Annotated in this window: 22 protein-coding genes; all 22 read left to right on the top strand. The window is 40.9% G+C overall.

Annotation, left to right across the window (positions count from 1 at the left end):
- The first annotated feature begins 29 nt into the window (after window positions 1-29).
- Window positions 30-896, top strand: a complete 867-nt coding sequence (locus tag B5D59_RS13645) for a methyltransferase domain-containing protein (protein WP_078818336.1) — start codon at window positions 30-32, stop codon at window positions 894-896.
- A complete protein-coding gene (locus B5D59_RS13640) occupies window positions 889-1,929 on the top strand; it encodes a FecCD family ABC transporter permease (RefSeq protein ID WP_078818335.1) in 1,041 nt (346 codons plus the stop codon). Before B5D59_RS13645 ends, B5D59_RS13640 begins: the two co-directional genes overlap by 8 nt.
- A gap of 2 nt (window positions 1,930-1,931) precedes the next feature.
- Window positions 1,932-2,717 (top strand): ABC transporter ATP-binding protein, encoded by a 786-nt coding sequence (locus B5D59_RS13635; RefSeq protein ID WP_078818334.1) that lies wholly within the window; start codon window positions 1,932-1,934, stop codon window positions 2,715-2,717.
- A complete protein-coding gene (locus B5D59_RS13630) occupies window positions 2,714-3,706 on the top strand; it encodes an ABC transporter substrate-binding protein (RefSeq protein ID WP_078818333.1) in 993 nt (330 codons plus the stop codon). Before B5D59_RS13635 ends, B5D59_RS13630 begins: the two co-directional genes overlap by 4 nt.
- Window positions 3,707-3,735: 29 nt before the next feature.
- Window positions 3,736-4,932: a CbiX/SirB N-terminal domain-containing protein gene (locus B5D59_RS13625; protein ID WP_078818332.1), complete on the top strand. Its 1,197-nt coding sequence runs from the start codon at window positions 3,736-3,738 to the stop codon at window positions 4,930-4,932.
- A gap of 47 nt (window positions 4,933-4,979) precedes the next feature.
- Window positions 4,980-6,122, top strand: coding sequence for a FecCD family ABC transporter permease (locus B5D59_RS13620; RefSeq protein WP_078818331.1), 1,143 nt, complete (start codon window positions 4,980-4,982; stop codon window positions 6,120-6,122).
- A gap of 2 nt (window positions 6,123-6,124) precedes the next feature.
- A complete protein-coding gene (locus B5D59_RS13615; RefSeq protein ID WP_078818330.1) occupies window positions 6,125-6,928 on the top strand; it encodes an ABC transporter ATP-binding protein in 804 nt (267 codons plus the stop codon).
- Window positions 6,925-7,929: an ABC transporter substrate-binding protein gene (locus B5D59_RS13610; RefSeq protein ID WP_078818329.1), complete on the top strand. Its 1,005-nt coding sequence runs from the start codon at window positions 6,925-6,927 to the stop codon at window positions 7,927-7,929. The genes B5D59_RS13615 and B5D59_RS13610 overlap by 4 nt, the downstream gene beginning before the upstream one ends.
- 169 nt (window positions 7,930-8,098) lie before the next feature.
- The gene (locus tag B5D59_RS13605; protein ID WP_078818328.1) at window positions 8,099-9,121 is read left to right on the top strand and encodes an ABC transporter substrate-binding protein; all 1,023 of its coding nucleotides are present in this window, start codon (window positions 8,099-8,101) and stop codon (window positions 9,119-9,121) included.
- Between the two features lie 397 nt (window positions 9,122-9,518).
- Window positions 9,519-9,854, top strand: a complete 336-nt coding sequence (locus tag B5D59_RS13600; protein ID WP_078818327.1) for an ArsR/SmtB family transcription factor — start codon at window positions 9,519-9,521, stop codon at window positions 9,852-9,854.
- A 21-nt stretch (window positions 9,855-9,875) separates the two neighbouring features.
- Window positions 9,876-10,829 carry a cation diffusion facilitator family transporter gene (locus B5D59_RS13595; protein WP_078818326.1) on the top strand — a complete coding sequence of 318 codons (954 nt, stop codon included), beginning with the start codon at window positions 9,876-9,878 and terminating at the stop codon, window positions 10,827-10,829.
- Between the two features lie 250 nt (window positions 10,830-11,079).
- On the top strand, window positions 11,080-11,763 hold the full coding sequence (locus B5D59_RS13590) for a hypothetical protein (RefSeq protein WP_078818325.1): 684 nt from the start codon (window positions 11,080-11,082) through the stop codon (window positions 11,761-11,763).
- A gap of 41 nt (window positions 11,764-11,804) precedes the next feature.
- Entirely contained in the window at window positions 11,805-12,080 is a 276-nt protein-coding gene (locus tag B5D59_RS13585; protein WP_009498995.1) for a glutaredoxin family protein, read from the top strand.
- A gap of 99 nt (window positions 12,081-12,179) precedes the next feature.
- Window positions 12,180-12,467: a metal-sensitive transcriptional regulator gene (locus B5D59_RS13580; RefSeq protein ID WP_041072599.1), complete on the top strand. Its 288-nt coding sequence runs from the start codon at window positions 12,180-12,182 to the stop codon at window positions 12,465-12,467.
- 71 nt (window positions 12,468-12,538) lie between these two features.
- Window positions 12,539-12,739 carry a copper chaperone CopZ gene (gene copZ, locus B5D59_RS13575; protein WP_078818324.1) on the top strand — a complete coding sequence of 67 codons (201 nt, stop codon included), beginning with the start codon at window positions 12,539-12,541 and terminating at the stop codon, window positions 12,737-12,739.
- Window positions 12,740-12,871: 132 nt separating this feature from the next.
- The gene (locus tag B5D59_RS13570; RefSeq protein WP_078818323.1) at window positions 12,872-15,283 is read left to right on the top strand and encodes a heavy metal translocating P-type ATPase; all 2,412 of its coding nucleotides are present in this window, start codon (window positions 12,872-12,874) and stop codon (window positions 15,281-15,283) included.
- A 206-nt stretch (window positions 15,284-15,489) separates the two neighbouring features.
- The gene (locus tag B5D59_RS13565; RefSeq protein ID WP_078818322.1) at window positions 15,490-16,143 is read left to right on the top strand and encodes a response regulator transcription factor; all 654 of its coding nucleotides are present in this window, start codon (window positions 15,490-15,492) and stop codon (window positions 16,141-16,143) included.
- Window positions 16,140-17,540, top strand: a complete 1,401-nt coding sequence (locus B5D59_RS13560; protein ID WP_078818321.1) for a sensor histidine kinase — start codon at window positions 16,140-16,142, stop codon at window positions 17,538-17,540. The genes B5D59_RS13565 and B5D59_RS13560 overlap by 4 nt, the downstream gene beginning before the upstream one ends.
- 75 nt (window positions 17,541-17,615) lie before the next feature.
- Window positions 17,616-18,527, top strand: a complete 912-nt coding sequence (locus B5D59_RS13555; protein WP_078818320.1) for a hypothetical protein — start codon at window positions 17,616-17,618, stop codon at window positions 18,525-18,527.
- Between the two features lie 986 nt (window positions 18,528-19,513).
- Window positions 19,514-19,816: an urease subunit gamma gene (locus B5D59_RS13550; RefSeq protein ID WP_009498990.1), complete on the top strand. Its 303-nt coding sequence runs from the start codon at window positions 19,514-19,516 to the stop codon at window positions 19,814-19,816.
- 31 nt (window positions 19,817-19,847) lie between these two features.
- Entirely contained in the window at window positions 19,848-20,171 is a 324-nt protein-coding gene (locus tag B5D59_RS13545; RefSeq protein WP_078818319.1) for an urease subunit beta, read from the top strand.
- On the top strand, window positions 20,168-21,886 hold the full coding sequence (gene ureC, locus B5D59_RS13540; RefSeq protein WP_078818318.1) for an urease subunit alpha: 1,719 nt from the start codon (window positions 20,168-20,170) through the stop codon (window positions 21,884-21,886). Before B5D59_RS13545 ends, ureC begins: the two co-directional genes overlap by 4 nt.
- Window positions 21,887-21,893 lie beyond the last annotated feature (7 nt).

The following is a 21,893-nucleotide window of genomic DNA, read 5'->3' as shown; positions in this document are numbered from 1 at the left end:
GATTACAGAAGCATTGAGGAGAAGGTTCAATGAAGAATGAGTCGGGAACGAAGCTTGAGTTGGGGAAGTCTCCTTTACAAATCGATTTCGAAAAGTTCTGGAAAGAAGGCATGCTGGATTGGCATGGCAAGATGCCAGAGCGTATGGTGGATGACGAACTGGAAGAAGCTTTTTGGGCACAGTCCATGAAGAAAAAAACATATAAGCAAACAGATGACTACGCGAAGAAAATCTATGAAAAAATGAAGCCGCATATTCCACAAGACGCCAGTTGCATAGAAATTGGACCGGGTTGGGGCAACTACACATTCCAACTAGATGAAGACGTTAAAAGTTTAACGCTTGTCGATGGTTCTGAAAGCGTACTTGCATATTTAAAACAATACTACGAAAGCGATGCATCTGTTCAGTTTGTTTATAGTAAATGGGAAGAAGCGCAAATTGAACCGCATGATGTCGTTGTTGGAGTGAACTGCTTTTACCGTATGTATGAAATGAAAGCAGCATTGAAAAAGATGGACGCACTTGCACAAAAACGCGCCATCATCGGCTTAACGACAGGTCCAATTCAGCCGCATTATGTCATTTTAGATGAGCAGTATGGCTATGAAATTAAATATCCGCGTCGTGATTACATTGCCATTCTTAACATCCTGTATCAATTAGGCATTTATGCTGATTGTGAAATGACTAAGCTGGAACGCACCTATCGTTACGATACGTTAGAACAACTATATGAGGCGCAAAGTAAAAAAATCTTATCGCCTCAATTTGAATTGATACATGTGAAAGCCTCACTTGAACCTTTTATTACACTAGAGGAAGGTCAATATGTGTACCGTCATCCGTTCTATGCAGCAATAATTAGTTGGGAACCTTCAAATTCACATGACTAGGTTACGATTTACATTATTAATTGGAGCGTTGCTGGCGGGATTGCTTGTTTCCATGACTTTTGCAGTGATGGTGGGCTCCGTTGGTATAACACCAAGCATTATTTGGGAAGTGCTTTTTTCAAAAATTGGTTTACCAGTGGAAGCTACGGCTTCAAAAGCACAGAACATTATCATTTGGGAAATCCGCTTACCTCGAATTATACTTGCTGCAATTGTTGGCGCGGCCCTGGCAATCAGTGGTGCGGCGATTCAAGCATTAGTTAGGAACCCTATTGCAGATCCTTATATTTTGGGGGTATCTTCTGGAGCATCAGTTGGTGCAACAATGGTTATTTTACTTGGCGCATTTAGTTTTTTAGGGACTTATGCGTTATCTTTTGCTGCCTTTTTAGGGGCTATCCTCGCTGTTGTGATCGTATTTTTATTGGCTCGTGTCAACGGCCGAACGTCTGTTATACGCCTGCTTTTAGCAGGGATTGCGATATCGATGGTGTTTTCCGCTATTACAAACTTCATGCTTATGACATCAAAACAACAAGGCGGTATTCAAGCTGTTATGCATTGGATGCTTGGCAGTTTAGCAGGCGCAAAATGGTCAACGATCGGAATACCGTTTTTTACGTTCCTTTTGGTTTTCCTGTTGCTTTTATTGAATTATCGCCAACTGAATGCGTTGCTTCTTGGTGAAGAACTAGCTACGACACTTGGTATCAACTTAGACCGTTTTCGAATTTTTATTATCCTGGTTGTCTCGTTGCTAACAGGTGTTGTAGTTGCCAGCAGTGGAAGTATTGGTTTTGTCGGATTGATTATTCCTCATCTTGTGCGAATGATAGTAGGTTCAAATTATAAATTCGTCCTGCCGATCAGTGCATTAATGGGTGCCGTCTTCTTAGTCTGGGCGGATATGGTTGCACGGATGGCGATAGCACCTGAAGAAATGCCGATTGGAATCATTACTGCTGTTTGTGGAGGACCCTTCTTTATTTGGATGCTTAGACGCCGTCGATACTCTTTTGGGGATGGTGAATAAAGATGTTGCAAGTGAAAAATATTTCATTCTCTGTGCCGGAAAAACAGATTTTGCATGACATTTCATTTTCAATGGATCAAGGCAAATTTATTGGGATTATTGGTCCGAATGGCAGCGGGAAATCGACGATGTTAAAAATTATCTACCGCTATTTGAAACAATCAAGCGGACAGGTGACGTTATATGAAAATGACATGGAGCAGATGACTCGAAAAAAGATCGCTCAAGAAATGGCGGTTGTGAGCCAAGAAACCCCTGTACTCTTTGATTTTACCGTAAAGGATTTAGTCATGATGGGGCGAACGCCGTATAAACAATGGCTTGCACAGGACAGCAAAGAAGATTTTGCTATTGTTGAAGAAAGCATGAAGCTTGCCGACGTGCTGTACTTAAAAGACCGAACGCTCGGTCAGTTATCCGGCGGTGAGAAGAAACGGGTAATGCTCGCGCGTGCACTCGCGCAACAGGCAAACATCTTAATTCTAGATGAGCCCACCAATCATCTTGATATTGAACACCAACTTCAATTAATGGATTTGGTGAAAGAGCTACCCATTACAATTATAGCAGCATTGCATGACTTGAATTTAGCGGCTAGCTATTGTGATGAATTGCTTTTAATGGATGAAGGGAACCTCCATAGGAAGGGAACTCCCGAACAGGTACTGACAGAAGAAACCATAAAACAAGTATTCCATGTACAAGCTGGTATTTCAAAGAACCCGTTTACACAAAAATTGCATTTATTTTTTTACGCAGAAAACGTTGGGAGAAGTGAAGACAAATGAAAAAGAAATTAATCGGTGTACTAATGTTTTTAACAGCGTTGCTTTTATTGGTAGCATGCTCAAGCAGTGATACAGGAAAAGAAGGAAAGAAAGACGATGCAAAAAGTGGAGAAACAGAGCAGACGGATAAGGTTGTAGTCGACAATGATGATTTTGTCATCGAATACGATGAAGCTCCAAAAAGTGCGATTTCATTAAACCAACATGTAACAGAAATTATGCTAGCGCTTGGTCTGGAAGAATCCATGGTCGGTACCGCTTACTTAGATGATAAAATTTACGAACCGTTACAGGAAGCATATGAGAAAGTACCGGTATTAGCTGAACAATATCCATCAAAAGAGCAAGTGATCGAAGCAGAAGCAGACTTTCTATATGGTGGTTGGTCAAGTGCATTCAATGAAAAAGGTATTGCTACGCGTGAAGAATTAAAAGAGTTAGGTATTGATAGCTATTTACAGATGTCCTCTACTAAAGTGGCACCAACATTGGAAGATATCTATACAGACATTCGTAATATCGCAAAGGTTTTCCGTATAGAAGATCGCGGTGAAGAACTAATTACTCAAATGAATCAAGACATTGAAGAGATTACAGCTAAATTGCCAGAAGTGAAAGATCCTTTGGAAGTTTTGGTATTTGACAGCGGAGAAACAGATTTGACTACAGCAACGCAGAACTTCATGAATACACTTGTAGCAATGGCTGGTGGAAATAACGTCTTTGGTGATGTTGAAGGAAACTGGGCTACGGTTTCAAAGGAAGATGCGGTAGAACGTCAGCCGGAAGTGATCGTTGTAATTGATTATGGTTCAACTACAGTAGAACAGAAAATTAATTTCCTTAAATCAGATCCAGCACTAAGTCAAACACCTGCCGTACAAAATGAGAAATTTGTTACGTTGCCATTATCAGCAGCTTCCGAAGGTGTTCGTGTAGCAGAAGCAGTTGAAATTTTGGCAAAAGGTTTCTATCCAGACGCTTATTAAAATCTTAAGAGAGTGGGAGGTCATATTTTATGACAACATGGAATTTAACGCAGATGCAACGTCATGTACTCATTTGCAATGGCGATACATGTATGGGCGCCGGGGCTGAAGAGGTCACGCAACAAATCCGTGATGAGATCCGAACCAATCGTTTAGATGAACATATCCACACATCGCGCACCCGCTGTAATGGACGCTGCAAGGATAAATGTGTTGTCATCGATTATCCAAAAGGAACATGGTATTCCGTGCAAAAAGAAGAAACGGCACGGGCAATTGTTCATGAAACTGTGAAGGAAGAGTCGATCATTTATTCAATGGAGCACGGCGAACGAAAACGTGGTGAATCTCGTTTTAAAGGGATAAATAAATACAGAAAAGCTAGAGGAACGGTGAAAAAAGCTGTATTGTTTGTCGGGCATGGCAGTAGGTTGGAGGCAGGAAATGAAGAGGTCCGCCAATTTGTTGAACAAATGAAAGAGCGTATCGATTTATCCTTACTTGTAGAAACATGTTTTTTAGAATTTGCGTCGCCGAATATCGAAGATGGAATTCAACTGTGTATTGAAAAGGGTGCAGGTGAAGTCCATGTGATCCCGATCATATTATTGCATGCAGGTCACTCTAAATTGCATATTCCAGCTGAAATTGAACATGCAAGAGAGCAGTTTCCGGATATTCGGTTCACGTATGGTCAAACGATCGGTATTCATGATGAGGTTATTGAAATCTTAACGACACGACTTACTGAAGTTGGTTTTGATATTAGTCAGAAGCACGAGGATACAGCTATCCTCTTTATTGGGCGAGGTAGCAGTGATTTGGATGCGAAAGAGGATTTTTATAAAATTAGTGGATTGTTACAAAAGAAAGTAAATGTACCAATCATTGAAAATGCTTTTATGGGGGTTACAACGCCCACAGTACAGGAAGGAATGGAGCGTTGTATAGAATTAGGTGCAAAAAAAGTAATTATGCTGCCGTACTTTTTATTCACGGGGATCTTAATGGAACGAATGAAAGGAAACGCGGAACAGTTTAGGCAGTATTATCCACAAACGGAAATTGAGATTGCCAAGTATTTTGGCTACCATCCGAAGTTACAGACAGTATTGCTGGAACGGATGAATCAAGCTTTGGACGGTACTTCGACAGGAATGCAGGATTTAGAGAATTTCCGTATATACGTGGAAGAGCATGGATATGTGCACGAGCATCAACATTAAGTAGTTAACCGGAAATTTTTCAATACACCTGTTAGTAGGAAGGGGTAATGGGAGTGAAGAATCTCGCTGCTACAAAAGGGGACGGTGAATTAATAGAATCACCACCGGTAAGAAAAATAGATAGTAGTGAAAAAGAAAAAAACAAGCATCAAAGACGTTTTAAAATTTTGTTGTTCATCTTGCCTCTCGGTCTTTTCTTGTCATTGACGCTGTCTGTTATGCTTGGCCCTGTGACAATTGATATGGTAACGGTTTGGAAAATCGTGTTGTCCAATATACCTTATATAGGGGATGGAGTTACAGCATACTGGTCGACTGCCCAACAAAACATCATATGGGAATTGCGATTTCCTCGTGCTTTATTGGGAGGAATAGTAGGTGCTGGTTTGGCTATCGCAGGAGTAGGAATTCAGGCGCTTGTCAGAAACTCCTTAGCAGATCCGTACATCCTTGGGGTATCATCCGGAGCTTCCGTTGGTGCGACACTCGTCATTTTGTTTGGAGCGTTGCAATTTTTTGGTCAATACGCCCTATCGATTGCTGCTTTTCTAGGAGCATTTTTATCCGTTGTTTTTGTTTATACATTCGCACGGGTAGGTGGTCAGATTTCGACAATACGCCTGTTGCTTGCAGGGATTGCAATATCTATGATCCTAGGCGCTGTCACAAATGTCATTGTTCTTTCTGCGCCTGAAGAAGAAGGTATTCGAAGTGCAATGTATTGGATGATGGGAAGCTTAGCGGGAGCAAATTGGACAGTTCTACCTATACCGGCAACAGCCGTAGTGTTGGTTTTCGCATTTTTGCTGTACCAATCTCGTACTTTAAACCTCATATTGATGGGAGAAGATACAGCCGCAACGTTAGGCATTAACGTCGACGCATTCCGAAAGTTATTAATCGTCGTCACTTCTCTTCTAACTGGGGTTCTTGTTGCAGTGAGTGGAGCTATCGGCTTTGTTGGATTGATGATCCCGCATATGATCCGCCTACTCGTAGGTTCAGATCATAAAAGAGTGCTGCCGATTAGTGCGTTATTCGGTGCTGTCTTTATGATCTGGGCAGATATTGTAGCCAGGCTCGTAGTGGCTCCTGAAGAACTGCCAATAGGAGTGGTGACAGCATTGTGCGGTGGACCATTTTTCATTTGGTTATTACGAAGAAGTTCCTATTCATTCGGAGGTCGTTGACGATGGGTATAACAGTTGAAGGCATATCAGCCAGCATACAGGAAAAGAAGATTATCTCCGACATTCATTTGCGGGTGAAGCCTGGGCAATTTGTTGGACTGATTGGTCCGAACGGAAGCGGAAAATCCACGCTGTTAAAAAGCATTTACCGGATCAACAAGCCGGATTGCGGAAAAATTACATTGGATAGTGAAAATCTGTACGAAATATCAGCAAAAAAAACGGCTCAAAAAATGGCGGTAGTCAGTCAGGAATCGCAGCATACATTTGAGTTTTCAGTAATGGAAATCGTGCTGATGGGACGAGCTCCGCATAAGAAGATGATGGAAACGGACACAGTTGAAGACATGCGTATTGCAGAAGAGGCGCTTGAAAAAGTAGGACTGGAAAGCTATGGAGATCGTCTGATTTCTACGCTATCCGGCGGGGAAAAACAAAGAGTTATGGTAGCGAGAGCTCTCGCCCAGCAAGCGAAATATTTGGTACTGGATGAACCTACGAACCATTTGGACATTCATCATCAACTTCAGCTAATGGACTTGGTTAAGAAATTAAATATCACGGTCATAGCGGCTCTTCATGATCTAAATATCGCTTCGGTCTATTGCGATCATATATATGTGTTGAATCAAGGACAGCTGGCTGTTGCAGGTCAGCCAGAAGAAGTTTTAACGGAGACAATACTACAAGAAATATTCCGGGTAAATACTCATATCATCCAGCATCCGATAACCGGAAAGACACATATTACCTTTCTTTCTGACGCGGCTCCTGCTATTAAAAGACATGAAGAGGTGTACATATGATGAAAAAGTATTCGAAACTGTTAAGTGTACTGATGGTGATAGCCATCCTATCTGCATGCGGTCAATCGGACAATAAAATAGAATATGGTTCTTCTGATGATCAGACAAATGAGGCAGACAGCGCTGAAACTTACGAGCCTGTAACGCTAGATAATTTCGGTCGGGAGGTAACGTTTACGGAACCGCCAAAACGAACGGTTGGGTTGATGCAAGATAATGCTGAATTAATGCTGGCACTCGGATTAGATGAGTATCTTGTAGGCTACTCGTTTCCACGGGATAAAGCAGCACCCGGATTGGAAGAGAAAGTGAAGAAAGTTCCGCTTTTATCTGAAATGTATCCTTCAAAAGAAGTGTTACTAAGTAAGGAACCTGATTTTGTCATGGGATCAGACGACTTTTTTGTTGACAGTGTAATCGGTACGACTGCTGAACTTGAAAAACGTGGGGTGAAGTCCTATATACCTGAGGCGGCTGGAAAACCGGCAACTTTGGAAAATATGGTATACAAGGAGATTAGTGAAGTATCCCGTATTTTTGGCGTTGAAAGTCGTGGAGATGAATTAATCCAGTCAATAAAAGAGACTGTAATGGGGATACAAGAAAAAATAAGTGACGAAGAGCCTGTGAGAGTTTTCTATATGGGCGGCGGCGATAGCGGGTCTGCTATCACTACTGGAGGAGATATGATACGATCCCATGTCGTCGGTTTAGCAGGCGGAGAAAATATTTTCAGTGAGTCAACAGGATGGATGCCAGAAGTTAGTTGGGAAGAGGTAATTGAGCGTGATCCCGAGGTGATTGTGTTAGCTTATTGTTGCGGAACGACACCTGAGCAGTTAATGGATGCGATCTCTAATAATCCATCGCTTCAGGACGTTACAGCAGTCAAAAATAAGCGGTATGTCACTATCGAGCACGCCGATGTAGAACAGTCGGTTCGAATTCCAAGTGGACTAGAGACATTGGCGAAAGGTTTTTATCCAGAACGCTTTGAATGAGCTTTTAAAGATGATGTAGCAGAACTGGAAAGTCTAGATATAATCGATTTTTATATCTGGGCTTTTTTAGTTAGAGAGTAGAGGTTTTATGGATTCTTAAAACTAGGCAATCAAGGTATAAGCATGGGATGCCGTAATACAAAAACCAATATGAATAGGAGTTCGTCCAATGAGTAAAAAATACATGCTGCTGTTTTTAATCATGGTAATGGCAATCTTGACAGCTTGTGGTGAATCCGACAGTACGATGGAGACCTCCGCTTCGAAAGCGGATGGAGACAAATCGAAGAACGAAGGGGTTTATGAACCCGTTTCCGTTAAAACGAAAAATGGGCCGATCCAATACGAAGAGATGCCTCGTCGTGTGGTTACGCAAGACTTACACACACTGGAACTCATGTTGAGACTGGGACTGGAAGAACATATTGCAGGAACGGTTGGTGCAAATCCAGATCATGTATTACCCGAATTCGAGGAAGCATTTTCAAGGATTCCTGTTGTTTCGCGTGGGATGCAACCCTCTAAGGAAGTGCTATTGGAAGTGGATCCTGACTTCGTCTATGCTGGCTGGGATACACTATTCCAAGAAGAGCGTCTAGGCTCAGTGAAAAAACTGAACGAACTTGGTATTAAGACATATACTCACGAGTCGTCCAACATCATAGGTCCGACGCTTGACGATGTTTATCAGGATATCCGTAATATCGGTCTTATTTTTAAGGTAGAGGACAGAGCAGACGAATTGATCGAGTCTCTTCAACATTCTATTCGAGATGTAGGTAAACAGATTGATGAGCAGATTGGAACAGTCGAAGAACCAGTTAGTGTTTTTATCTATGACAGTGGAACAGACATACCTTTTACAGCAACTCAAACAATTTTGACCGAAATGATACGACTGGCAGGAGGAGAAAATATATTTGGTGATATTCCGAAAAACTGGACAACCGTTAATTGGGAAGACGTTGTTGAACGGAATCCAAAAGTGATCGTCATCATGGATTATGGAGAAATGACGGCCGAGCAAAAGAAAGATGTTCTGTTTAGCAACCCTGCCTTAACGGGTATTGACGCGATTAAAAATGATCGAGTTGCGGTCATGCCACTTGATTATACTTTCGAGGGCGTGCGAATCCCCACTACAATTGAAATGCTTGCGAAATCATTTTATCCCGAAGCATTTGAAAATTAATGATTTTACTGCTGGTAGAAATATGAACACTAAAAGGTATCAGGTTCCCCCTAATTGTTTGTAGACCTGGTACCTTCCTCTATTGTTAGCTCCAAGCAATATCCCGCCGTCAACTGCTAATTTCACTTTCTTCTATATGCATGTTGCTTGTACACATCTTTCTTTTAAATAACCAACAATGAATTAATACAATACAGCGGTTGGGTATAAAAATACAATAATTATTATTCAATTAAACCCTGCTTTAAAACTTATTGAAGTGTAAAAATTTATTTTTGGGGGTATATAAAAATAGGGGGTAATATGTATTTCCATTGACACTATACTAAATTATACATAATATATGAATATATGCTCATATAAGCAATTAATTATTGAAAGTTAGGGGGAATTTAAATTGAACAAAGAAGAAAATGGAGAACAGTTTTTGAGAGAAGACACACAGCTTTTGGATGAGGAAACACTTTTCGTCGTGTCCCAAACATTTAAGGCATTGAGTGATCCAACAAGAATCCGGATTTTAAATTTATTATGCAAGGAAGAGCATTCAGTGAATGATATTGCGGAAACACTGAATTTAAGCCAGTCATCCGTCTCTCATCAATTGCGTTTTTTGAAAAATTTACGTCTGGTGAAGTTCAGGAGGGAAGGAACAACACTTTACTATTCGGAAGATGATTATCATGTTATGAATTTATTGAAACAGGCGATAGAGCACGCAACGCATAATTAATTACACGAAGGGGGTAATCGAATGGGGCATGAACATGGACACGACCATACGCATGGTGCAAATAAGAAAGTATTATTGATTTCCTTCCTAATCATTACTTTATATATGATAGTGGAAGTGATCGGCGGATTTTTGACGAATAGTCTTGCCTTGTTGGCAGATGCTGGTCATATGTTGAGCGACTCAATTTCACTAGCGATTGCACTGATTGCATTTAAGTTAGGAGAAAAGGTCGCAAATAAAAGCAAAACGTATGGCTATAAGCGATTTGAAATTTTGGCCGCTGTATTAAATGGGGCAACTTTGATTGTCATCGCATTGTTCATTTTTATTGAAGCGGTGAAACGCTTTGCAAACCCGCCTGATGTTGCGACGACAGGTATGTTAATCGTTAGCAGCATCGGTTTGGCGATAAATATCTTAGTTGCATGGATTATGATGCGCGGCAGCGATGTTGAAGGAAATTTGAACATGAAAGGCGCTTACCTTCATGTTATTAGTGACATGCTAGGCTCTATTGGGGCGATCGCTGCGGCTTTGCTTATGATGTTTTTCGGCTGGGGCTGGGCAGATCCGTTAGCTAGTGTCATTGTCGCTATACTCGTTTTGCGTAGCGGATACTATGTATCAAAGTCTGGATTACATGTATTAATGGAAGGCGTCCCTCAAAATGTAGATATAGATAATGTCATCCGTACAATTCAAAGTGCGGAAGGCGTCCAAAGTGCTCACGATTTGCATGTTTGGTCCATTACAAGCGGACTGAATGCACTTTCCTGTCACGCAGTTGTAGATGATCAGATGTCCATTGCGGAAAGTGAGCAACTTCTGCGTAGTATCGAGCACGATCTTTTACACCAAAATATTCATCATGTAACGATTCAGTGGGAAACGTCTGCCCATCAGCATGATGATTCAATTTTATGTAAGGTAAAACCAGAAGTATCAGCAGACCACCATCACCAACATCATTAATGTGATCAGTGACCAGAAGTAATGCGCTGGTCACTATTTTTTTGGGAATGAAACAAAATACTTTACATACCCTACACCGGTATACTAATATGTGGCTATACACTAATATTCCTTTTCATAACTGACACCCAAGTTTTGTGTGATTGAAAAAAGGAATATCGTGTAATATATTTTTATAAACTGTATACCCCTATACTGTATGTATATTAAGGAGTGATGCAGGAAACTAACTTACAAGGAGGACTACGAGATGGACCAACATGCAGAACATCACCACTACCAATACAAAGCTCAAGGAGAAAGTGAAGTGACAGCAAATGTCACTTACAGAGACGCTATCATTACAATTGAATTGAAAGACAAACATGGAAAGGCACCTGAATTAGGTGTTTCCCATGAAAAGGAAATGCATTTGATCGTTGTGAGCGCAGATTTGAAAGAATATATTCATGGGCACCCCGAGAAGCAAGCAGACGGTGTATATATGTTGCAAAGAGAATTGAGGGACAACGACTACAAGGTATTTGTTGATATCGCTCCAAAAAACTTATCTTATACAGTTTCGCCAATCACGCTCCATGTCGGGCACGTGTATCATCCAAACCATGGCAATGAACTCAAGGTTGACACAGACTTTGTCAAAATGGTAGATGGATATTCAGTGGAATTAAAAGCTAATAATATTGAAGCCGGGCAGGATATTTCATTGTTATTCGACTTAAGAGGAGCAACACCTGAACCGTATTTAGGCGCATTAGGCCATGTTGTCATTTTAGATGAAAATGCAGAACATTTTATCCATGTGCATCCAGTATCTGATGACAAAACTCAATTCAAAACAGTTTTAACAGAGGCAGGGAAATACAAACTTTGGGCAGAGTTTCAATTTGACGGCGAAGTTTATGTATATGCGTATGTCATAGAGATAAAATGAATGATCTTGACAGGGATTCTCATAATAGGAGGTAACGATCTATGGAGGGTAAGACATTAAAACTTTATACAAGACCGACATGTTCGGATTGCCAAGAAGCGAAAGCGTTTCTTTTGAAAAACAATATTCCATATATCGACTATGATTTATCGATAGAACCGGAAAGGGAGAAAGAACTTATTAAGTTAAGTGGCTCGAGGGTAGTACCGGCTTTCGTTTTCAAGAAAAAGTCTTTTATAGGATTTGGAAGCAAACCGAAAGTGCTGATCGGTTTCGAACGGAATGAAGAAGAGATTAAAAAACTGTTAGCAGTATAGTGATTGATGTAATTGAACAAAACAATATCATTGCTCTCTCATGAAACGCGTGTTAATATAGGGGTATGGGGTATATAGTAAACTCTGAGGAGTGATGGTATGTCAGAAACAACAAAGAAGACTGTACAGCCGAATAAACAGCAGTTATTAAATCGTTTAAAGCGTATTGAAGGGCAGGTAAGAGGTGTTCATCAAATGATTGAAAATGATCGTTATTGTGTGGATATTCTCCATCAGATAAGCGCGATTCAATCGGCAATGAACAAAGTATCCTTAGCTTTACTGGAAGACCATACGCATCATTGTGTTGTCAATGCCATTAAAGGGCAAGATGGTGAAGCGGCTATTCAGGAGCTTATGAGTGTCATGAAAACGATGACTAAGTAATCATTTAGCATTGTAGACTGGAACAGAGTATGGAGTACTGATATTAACAACAAAACAGGAGGTTTTTCATTATGAAAGAAGTATTAAAAGTAGAAGGTATGTCTTGTGGACATTGCGTGAATTCAATTGAGTCAAGTGTAGGTGAACTGAACGGTGTTTCATCAGTAAAAGTGGACCTTGCGAATAAAGAAGTGACAGTTGAGTATGATAACGAAGCGAATTTAAATCAAATCAAAGATACGATTGAAGACCAAGGCTATGAAGTTGCTTAAACAATAGGCATAAAACGTCTTCCGCTTAGACCATGTGGGGGTACAAGCGGCTGTAGAAGTGATTATACGACAACCGTATAATCCTTCTTTTTTCAAAACTATATACCCCCACGAAGTATCGGAGGGATACAAATGGCAACAACGGAAAAAACCTTAAAGATCAATGGGATGACATGTGCAGCTTGCGCAAACCGGATTGAAAAAGGGTTATCCAAAATAGAAGGTGTCGAAAAGGCGAATGTCAACTTTGCTTTGGAAAGTTCGACAATCGTTTACGATCCGGAAAAAACAAATATTGATGATTTTACGTCAAGGATCGAAAAATTAGGTTATGGTATCATTCAAGACAAAGTTGAATTCGATATTTCGGGCATGACATGTGCTGCTTGTGCGACGAAAATAGAAAAACGGATTAATAAAATGGATGGTGTTTCTAAGGCGACTGTCAATTTCGCGATTGAAACACTGACTGTAGATTATGATGGTGGTCAAACAAGTCCGAACGAGATGATGGCAATTGTGAAAAAAATGGGCTATGAATTGATTCCAAAATCTAACGGCAAGGAAAAGTTGGATCATAAGGAGCAGGAGATAAAAAAGCAATACCGGAAATTCATATTTTCGGCAATCCTGACACTCCCGCTGTTATGGACAATGGTAGCGCACTTTGAGTTTTTATCTTTTCTATACTTGCCTACTTTTTTAATGAATCCTTGGGTGCAATTGATCTTGGCAACGCCTGTCCAATTTATCGTCGGTGCTCAATTCTATAAAGGGGCATTTACTTCCTTAAGAAATAGAAGCGCCAATATGGATGTTTTAGTGGCATTAGGTACTAGTGCAGCTTATTTCTACAGTTTATATTTGTCTTTTGAATGGATGAATGGGGGCAGTGTCGGAGAACCAGAACTATATTTTGAAGCATCTGCCGTCATTATTACGCTAATCGTCCTAGGTAAGTTATTCGAAGTGAGGGCAAAAGGAAAAACGAGCCAAGCCATTCAAAAACTACTAGGATTGCAAGCAAAAACAGCACGTGTCTTAATAGACGGCGTTGAAAAAGAACTGCCGATTGAAGAAGTAGTAGCTGGCGATATCATCCTCGTCAAACCGGGGGAAAAGATTCCTGTCGACGGAGAAATCATTTCTGGACAATCGGCAATTGATGAATCAATGATCACCGGTGAAAGTATCCCTGTCGATAAAGTGCCAGGAAACTCGGTCATTGGTGCAACGATCAATAAAAACGGGTCATTACAGGTCAAAGCGACGAAAGTTGGGAAAGACAGTGCATTATCTCAAATCGTCAAAGTCGTTGAAGAAGCACAAGGCTCAAAGGCGGAAATTCAACGGTTGGCGGATAAAATATCAGGCATCTTCGTTCCTATAGTCGTTGGAATTGCGATTTTGACATTCTTCATTTGGTATTTTGTCGTAACGCCTGGCGATTTCAGATCTTCACTAATTCCGACCATTTCCATATTGGTCATTGCATGTCCATGTGCGTTAGGGTTGGCCACACCAACCTCCATTATGGCTGGATCGGGTAGAGCAGCTGAAATGGGTATGCTTTTCAAAGGCGGAGAACATCTTGAAAACACACGTTTCATCGACACAGTTGTATTGGATAAAACAGGTACAGTGACGAAAGGCGAGCCAGCGTTGACAGATGTCATCGTGTTGAAAGACTTTGCAGAAGAGGAAGTCCTTCAATTGGTTGCATCAGCTGAGAATCAATCCGAACACCCATTGGCGCAAGCGATCGTAATGGGAATCAAAGAAAAAGGAATCGAATTGATCGAACCAGAAGGGTTCAATACACTCCCAGGGTATGGAATTGAAGCGAAAGTCTCCGGAAAGCAAGTGCTTGCCGGGACACGAAAGTTAATGCACAGCCGGGATGTGGCTCTTCAAGATGTGGAATCCACAATGGAGAACATGGAGAAAGAAGGAAAGACAGCGATGCTCATCGCGATTGATGGGAAACTTGCGGGTGTCGTGGCAGTTGCGGATACTGTGAAAAAAACATCTAAACAGGCAATTGAAAGAATGCTTGAACTTGGGTTGGATGTCATTATGCTAACGGGTGACAACCAACATACTGCAGAAGCAATCGGACGACAAGTCGGGTTGAGCCATATCATCGCAGAAGTCCTTCCAGAGCAGAAAAGCGATGAGATTAAGAAATTACAGATGCAAGGAAAGAAAGTGGCAATGGTCGGAGACGGTATCAATGATGCTCCTGCACTTGCGCTTGCGGATATCGGAATGGCGATTGGTACTGGAACAGATATTGCAATCGAAGCAGCTGATATCACCCTCATGCGCGGCGACTTAAATAGCGTTGCAGACGCTATCATTATGAGCCGGAAAACAATGCGCAACATTAAACAGAATCTATTCTTTGCTTTTTTCTATAACACAATCGGTATTCCGGTTGCTGCACTCGGATTGTTAGCCCCTTGGGTAGCCGGAGCAGCTATGGCATTTAGTTCAGTGTCTGTCGTTTTGAACGCGTTAAGGCTTCAACGAGTGAAGTTTTAATAGAAGGAAAATTGATTATAGGGTTTGATACTTCTTTAGATTTAAAGTGAATTTTTTTCTCGAAAAGTTAATAGTGGATTTCTACAGCCTCTTCCTGAAATTTTCGGGGAGAGGTTTTTGTATAGAAAACTGTTTCACGCAGAGATTTTACAACTTCATAACAATTCAGTAGTAGTATTAGTAGGTAAAGGAGTGATAAAAATATTGTGGCAGTTATTTTAATTGTTGAGGACGAAGTGTCGATTAATGAATTAATAACAAAAAATTTGCAACTTGTAGGACATCTATGTGTTTCTGTCTTTGATGGGAGAGCGGCTATTTCTGAAATAGACTCTCATAAGTATGACCTAATTATTTTAGATATTATGCTTCCAGAGTTAGATGGGTTTGAAGTATTTGAAAAAGTAAAAGAAGTCCCAACCATCTTCTTAACGGCACGTAATAGTTTATCAGATCGCGTAAAAGGATTATCTATGGGAGCAGATGATTATTTGACTAAGCCTTTTGAAATGTTGGAGCTATTGGCACGTGTTGAAGCTGTATTGAGGCGGACTCAGAAAATGAAAAGTTGCTTTGAAGTGGGAGATGTAAAGGTTGATTTCAACAGTTATCAGGTATTTTACATGGAGCGCCCAGTAGAATGTACTCCAAAGGAATTCGAATTATTAGAAGTACTAATCAATAATCGTAATATTGCATTGTCGAGAGATAGACTTCTGGAACTTGTGTGGGGATATGATTATGAAGGAGATACCCGAACGATCGATGTTCACATTCAAAAACTGCGAAAAAAGTTAGGGTGGGAACATGTGATAAAGACAGTTTACAAGGTAGGTTATCGCTTGGAGATCAATCTATGAAATACCGGACTTTTTTAACTACCTTTCTGCTTTTTCTATTCAGCTTTCATCTTGGAATACTTATAGTTTCTTTTACTATGTTCAAAGGTACGTTGAAACATGCCGAGGAAAGAAGCTTGGCAGAACACTATATTATCACATCTGCATTGGTGAAAGATTTCCATGCTATTGAAAGTCGGGGAATCCATATAGACGAGTCTGTAGATTCCTTACTTCAGCCATATAATTATTTTTCAGGTGATAAAAGGGTTAATTTGGTGCTTTATAAGAATGACCAGCCGCTTTTTCCTAATCAACAGAAGTTCAAATTAGAGAGTAACTTTTCCAAGTTGCCAGAGGATGGCAGCAGACTAATGACGTTTGAAGAATTAGATGAACGTACATATGTCCTCGTTTCAGGAAAGCTTCCCGTACCATATGATTCTTATGCGACGATCTATCTTTATGATACGACAGATGCAATCGCGACGTGGAAGAAAATGAAAAATACAATGTTTGTGGTAGGATTGATTATCTCCATCTTCCTTGCATTAGGCCTTCTCGTCCTGCTTAATCGAATATTTAAGCCTTTAACGCAAATATCCCAGACTTCGCGAAATATCGCGGCTGGCGCGTATGAGACTAGGCTTCCGGAATTCGGGGATGACGAGCTTTACGAAATGTCGCAAAACTTTAACTATATGGCGGAAGAAATCCAGCGTCAGATGGGAGAGTTGATATCAGTTGCCGCAAAGAAACAACAGTTTGTAGATAATTTCGCTCATGAACTACATACACCCTTAACATCTATATACGGCTATGCTGAGTATTTGCAAAAAGCTGCTTTGACAGAAGATGATAGGCTTTCTGCAATCAGTCATATTATATCGGAAAGCCGGCGTATGCAAGAACTGGCCAATCAGTTACTTGACCTGGCGAACCTAAGAAATGATCAAGTCTCTTTGGAAGCACAAAATGTAACCAATCTCTTTCAGTCCATACAACGGACCTTGCGTAGTAAAATTATAGAGAAGGAAATTCGGATTGACTTGCGTAGTGAAATCGATGTCCTTTGGGGTGACCCTCTCTTACTAAAAAGTTTGTTTATTAATCTTGTGGATAATGCAATCAAAGCATGTGGGACGAAAGGACACATCGTTGTACATACGTTCAGGCGAGCGGAAATGAATATTGTCTGTATTCGAGATGATGGTAAAGGGATGACTCCTGAAATAATCCAGCACATTACAGAACCTTTTTATCGTGTGGAGAAGTCCCGAAACCGAAAAGATGGCGGCACCGGATTGGGACTTTCTATTTGCCAACAGATAGTTGTGCTACACAATGCAGAGATGAGGTTTACTAGTCATATGGGTAAAGGAACAGAAGTGAAAGTTATTTTTACAACTCCATCATAACTCTATGATAGTTCTATAATATGGTCATTTTATAATGTTTGTGTGATCACAAAACTATAGAAGGAGAAGACGCAAATGAAGACAAAAAGTATAGAAAGAAAAGGTGTTAAAAAAACCGTTCTTATGACGACAATGGTCATTGGAACAAGCACGTTACTATCGATGGGAATCTTACAGGCAGCGACGGCGACTGAATTTAAAAAAACGAATACGATTCCAACTAACTATGCAAATCTTGTGGAGGATGCATCACAAATTGTACAAAATAGCTTCCCTGAAGGTTACGAACAAGCGAATTACACGATTGAGACTATTGATCTTGAATATTACCGCAATCAGACACCGACGGGCAAAGATATGAGTAGGGAAGAAACAGCAGAAATCGGTGCACAGGCTCTTTGGGAAGTATTTGATGTGAATTTGGAAGGACAAGTAATTGAAATGGGATACCAACAGGCAGTAGAAGGGCTTCCCCGTTCAACATGGAATGCAGATATATGGGTTGGGGATGATCACAGTTATCATTTCTCTGTAGACTCGGTAACAGGAGAATTATTTAGTATAGATTCAAGCAGAATAGTAAATAGTGATACTTCTATAGCCTTTGATGCAGCCCTAGATAAAAATCCACAGGAGTTCATTATGGTGGCTCGAGAATTGGCAGAACAGTTTAACGTCGTGCATGGCGCAGTCAAGTCTGTTGAATACAATGGTCAAGGTTACTCCGATAATGATCCGACCATCTCATTTGACATAATGGGTGAAAATGGAGAAGTTGCATTGATGACTTTGTCTCGATACGATAAAGAGTTGTTAGGCATTAATTATAGTGCATCCTATAAGTACACATTGGAGTACAATGAAGAATTGCAAAAGAATTTGCAGAAAAAAGTCAAAGAGGGCGAAAAGTTCGCTCCTTCAATCGATGAAAATGATACAAGTACCCTCAAGAGCATTGATTTGGATGGAGTTGGAGATAGAGATTAACCATTTGAAAAGATGCGTAATACAAAAGAGTAGTTAACCTTTATAGAAGTGTCTCAATGTATTCTAAATGGTTCAAGGATCTAGTCTCTTGCGACTGTTTACAGCCCCTTCCCGAAATGATCGGGGAGGGGTTTGTCATTTGGCAGTACTTTTCTTAAGGAATGATGTCCCTCACACGTCGTTGTGGCAGAAGTGTATGGTAAGAATGATGTTGACATCAGCATCGTAGACTACTTTTTTGCCCATTTGTCATCCTACAAAACGTCATAGGTCTTCTTTAGGAACAATCTTTCTATATTTTACTTCCATCTGCTAGATCAATGACTGAATTTTTGTGAGTTATTTTCCAATTGATTTCAAATACATTCTTCCACACAGTTGTTGTTGATCCTGGGAGTACAATATGGCATCACACCAACGATTAAACAACCCTCTTTATAAGCAGGAACACTTGATTCTTCGCCGCAAAGCTGTACAATAAATTAGTAGCAGTAACTCCAAGCCGCTTTCCCATGTTTTTAAGACGAGGAAAATGGACACAATCCCCCCCATTCCAGTTGTTTCGAATACCTAAGAGATTCACCGATCCTTCCCGGATGTATGAATCACAACCGAATCAACTTGCGATCAAACCATTAAATAAAACACTTTGTTACAACACATTTATAGTTCGAACTTGTATTCACGGCTAGGCCGGCTGTTCTATGGCTGCTCATTAGTCTTTTTAAAGCTAAAAGTTAAAGCGTGGCAACGTTTACGCTAACTTGCTTAAGGGGATACTGTCGTTATAATGAATTTTTCTGTACTTAATTGCTTTAGATTGACTGAATTGAGCTTTTAAAGGGAACAGTTCAAGTTTATCGATAGAAGTAGTATGGCCTATTAACGCCTTGCGGACTATTCGGAATATTTCATGCTTTTTGCTAAAGTGTATTTAGGGAGAAGAGTTCTATTACAAACTATCATATATTTCAGGAGGTTGAACGATGCAATTACTACCGCGTGAAATCGACAAGTTAATGATTGTTGTGGCTGCCGATGTCGCTAGAAGACGTAAAGAACGAGGTCTTAAATTGAATCATCCAGAAGCAATGGCGCTTATTACATACGAGGTGATGGAAGGCGCTAGAGATGGCAAAACTGTCGCAGATCTTATGGCTTACGGAGCGACGATATTAACTCGTGAAGACGTGATGGATGGTATTCCCGAGATGATTGACGACATTCAAGTGGAAGCAACGTTTCCGGATGGTACAAAACTAGTTACTGTGCATAACCCCATCCGATAACTTGCTAATGAAATGGAGAGGAGACGAAGCGATGATCCCAGGTGAGTATATTTTAAAAGATGAACCAATTAATTGTAATGAAGGGGCGGAAAGTACACGTGTTCACGTTGTGAATGAAGGGGACAGGCCAATACAAGTTGGTTCTCATTATCATTTTTATGAGGTAAATGGTGCGCTGAGGTTTAGACGGGAAGAGACATACGGCAAACGATTAAATATTCCAGCCGGCGCTGCTGTCCGCTTTGAACCAGGCGATGAAAAAGAAGTGCAATTAATTGACTATGCTGGAAAAAGAGAAGTTTACGGATTTCATAATGAAGTGGACGGACCATTGGAAGGCGGGAATGTTAAATGAGTTTTAAAATGGATAGAGAGCAATATGCACAAATGTACGGACCGACAACAGGAGACTCCATCCGCCTGGCAGATACAGATTTGTTCATTCAAATCGAAAAAGATCATACAAAATACGGCGAAGAAGTTGTATTTGGCGGCGGGAAAGTCATTCGTGATGGAATGGGACAGCATCCGTTCATTACGCGCGAAGAAGACGAACGAGTACCCGATACGGTCATCACAAATGTCGTTGTCCTTGATTATACGGGAATTTATAAAGCGGATTTAGCGATTCGTGACGGTAAAATTTCTGGTATTGGAAAAGCTGGTAACCCGCTCGTGCAGGACAAAGTTGACATTATTATCGGAGCATCCACGGAAATTATTTCCGGGGAAGGTAAAATTATTACTGCAGGCGCGATTGATACGCACGTGCATTTTATAAATCCAGGACAAGTTGATGTTGCGCTCACTGCTGGAACGACGACATTGATTGGCGGTGGGGCAGGACCGGGCGATGGATCTAGAGCAACGACTGCTACACCGGGCGCCTGGCATCTTCACTCGATGCTCAAGGCTTTAGAGGGGCAACCAATCAATATCGGTTTAACAGGGAAAGGGCATGCAGCAGCCGGCGGACCTTTAGCGGAGCAAATACTCGCTGGTGCGATCGGTTTGAAAGTCCATGAAGATTGGGGTGCGACACCATCCGTACTTGATCATTCATTACGGATTGCTGATGAATATGATGTGCAAATTGCGCTTCACGCAGATACGTTAAATGAAGCTGGATTTTTTGAAGATACGATGAAGGCGATCAACGGCCGTGTCATCCATATGTACCATACAGAAGGTGCAGGCGGCGGACATGCGCCAGACTTGATCAAATCCGCCGGTATGATGAATGTATTGCCGGCGTCCACAAATCCAACCTTGCCATACACAATCAACACGATTGACGAGCATCTGGACATGGTGATGGTTGCTCATAACTTAAATCCTTCTGTTCCGGAAGATATTGCATTTGCTGATTCACGCATTCGCAACGAGACAATTGCGGCGGAAGATGTCTTACAAGATATGGGTGTCTTCAGCATGACGAGCTCCGATTCGCAAGCGATGGGGCGTGTGGGTGAAGTTGCACTTCGGACATGGCAAGTAGCTCATAAAATGAAAAAACAGCTTGGAATTATGGAAGGGGATAGTCAGTACTCGGATAATAATCGGGTAAAACGCTATATAGCCAAATATACGATCAACCCTGCAATTACTCACGGGATTTCCGAGTATATTGGCTCAATTGAAGTTGGAAAAATGGCCGACCTTGTACTATGGGATCCGAAATTCTTTGGCGTCAAACCGGAAATGATTTTGAAAAATGGAATGGCGGTCTTTAGCTTAATGGGAGATGCCAATGCGACGATTCCGACACCACAGCCAATGATTTACCGACCAATGTATGCAACGCTAGGAAAGGCATTGTCGCAAAGTTCTATTACATTTGTTTCCCAAGTTGCATACGATAACGGTATTAAAGAAAAGCTTGGACTCGAAAAAGTGGTACTTCCTGTACGCAATATGCGCGATCTTACGAAAAAAGATATGAAATTGAATACTGCTACTCCTCATATTGACGTGGATCCGCAAACGTACGAAGTGAGAATCGATGGAAAACCTATTACATGCGATCCGATTGACGTTGTGCCGATGGGGCAGCGCTATTTCTTATTTTGAGGTGAAG

Origin of the sequence: Sporosarcina newyorkensis, from assembly GCF_900167515.1 — a bacterium.
In the GTDB taxonomy this organism is placed as follows: Bacteria; Bacillota; Bacilli; order Bacillales_A; family Planococcaceae; genus Sporosarcina; species Sporosarcina newyorkensis.
The sequence above is the reverse complement of the archived record's forward strand: the minus strand, read 5'-3'. Positions and strand labels throughout refer to the sequence as shown.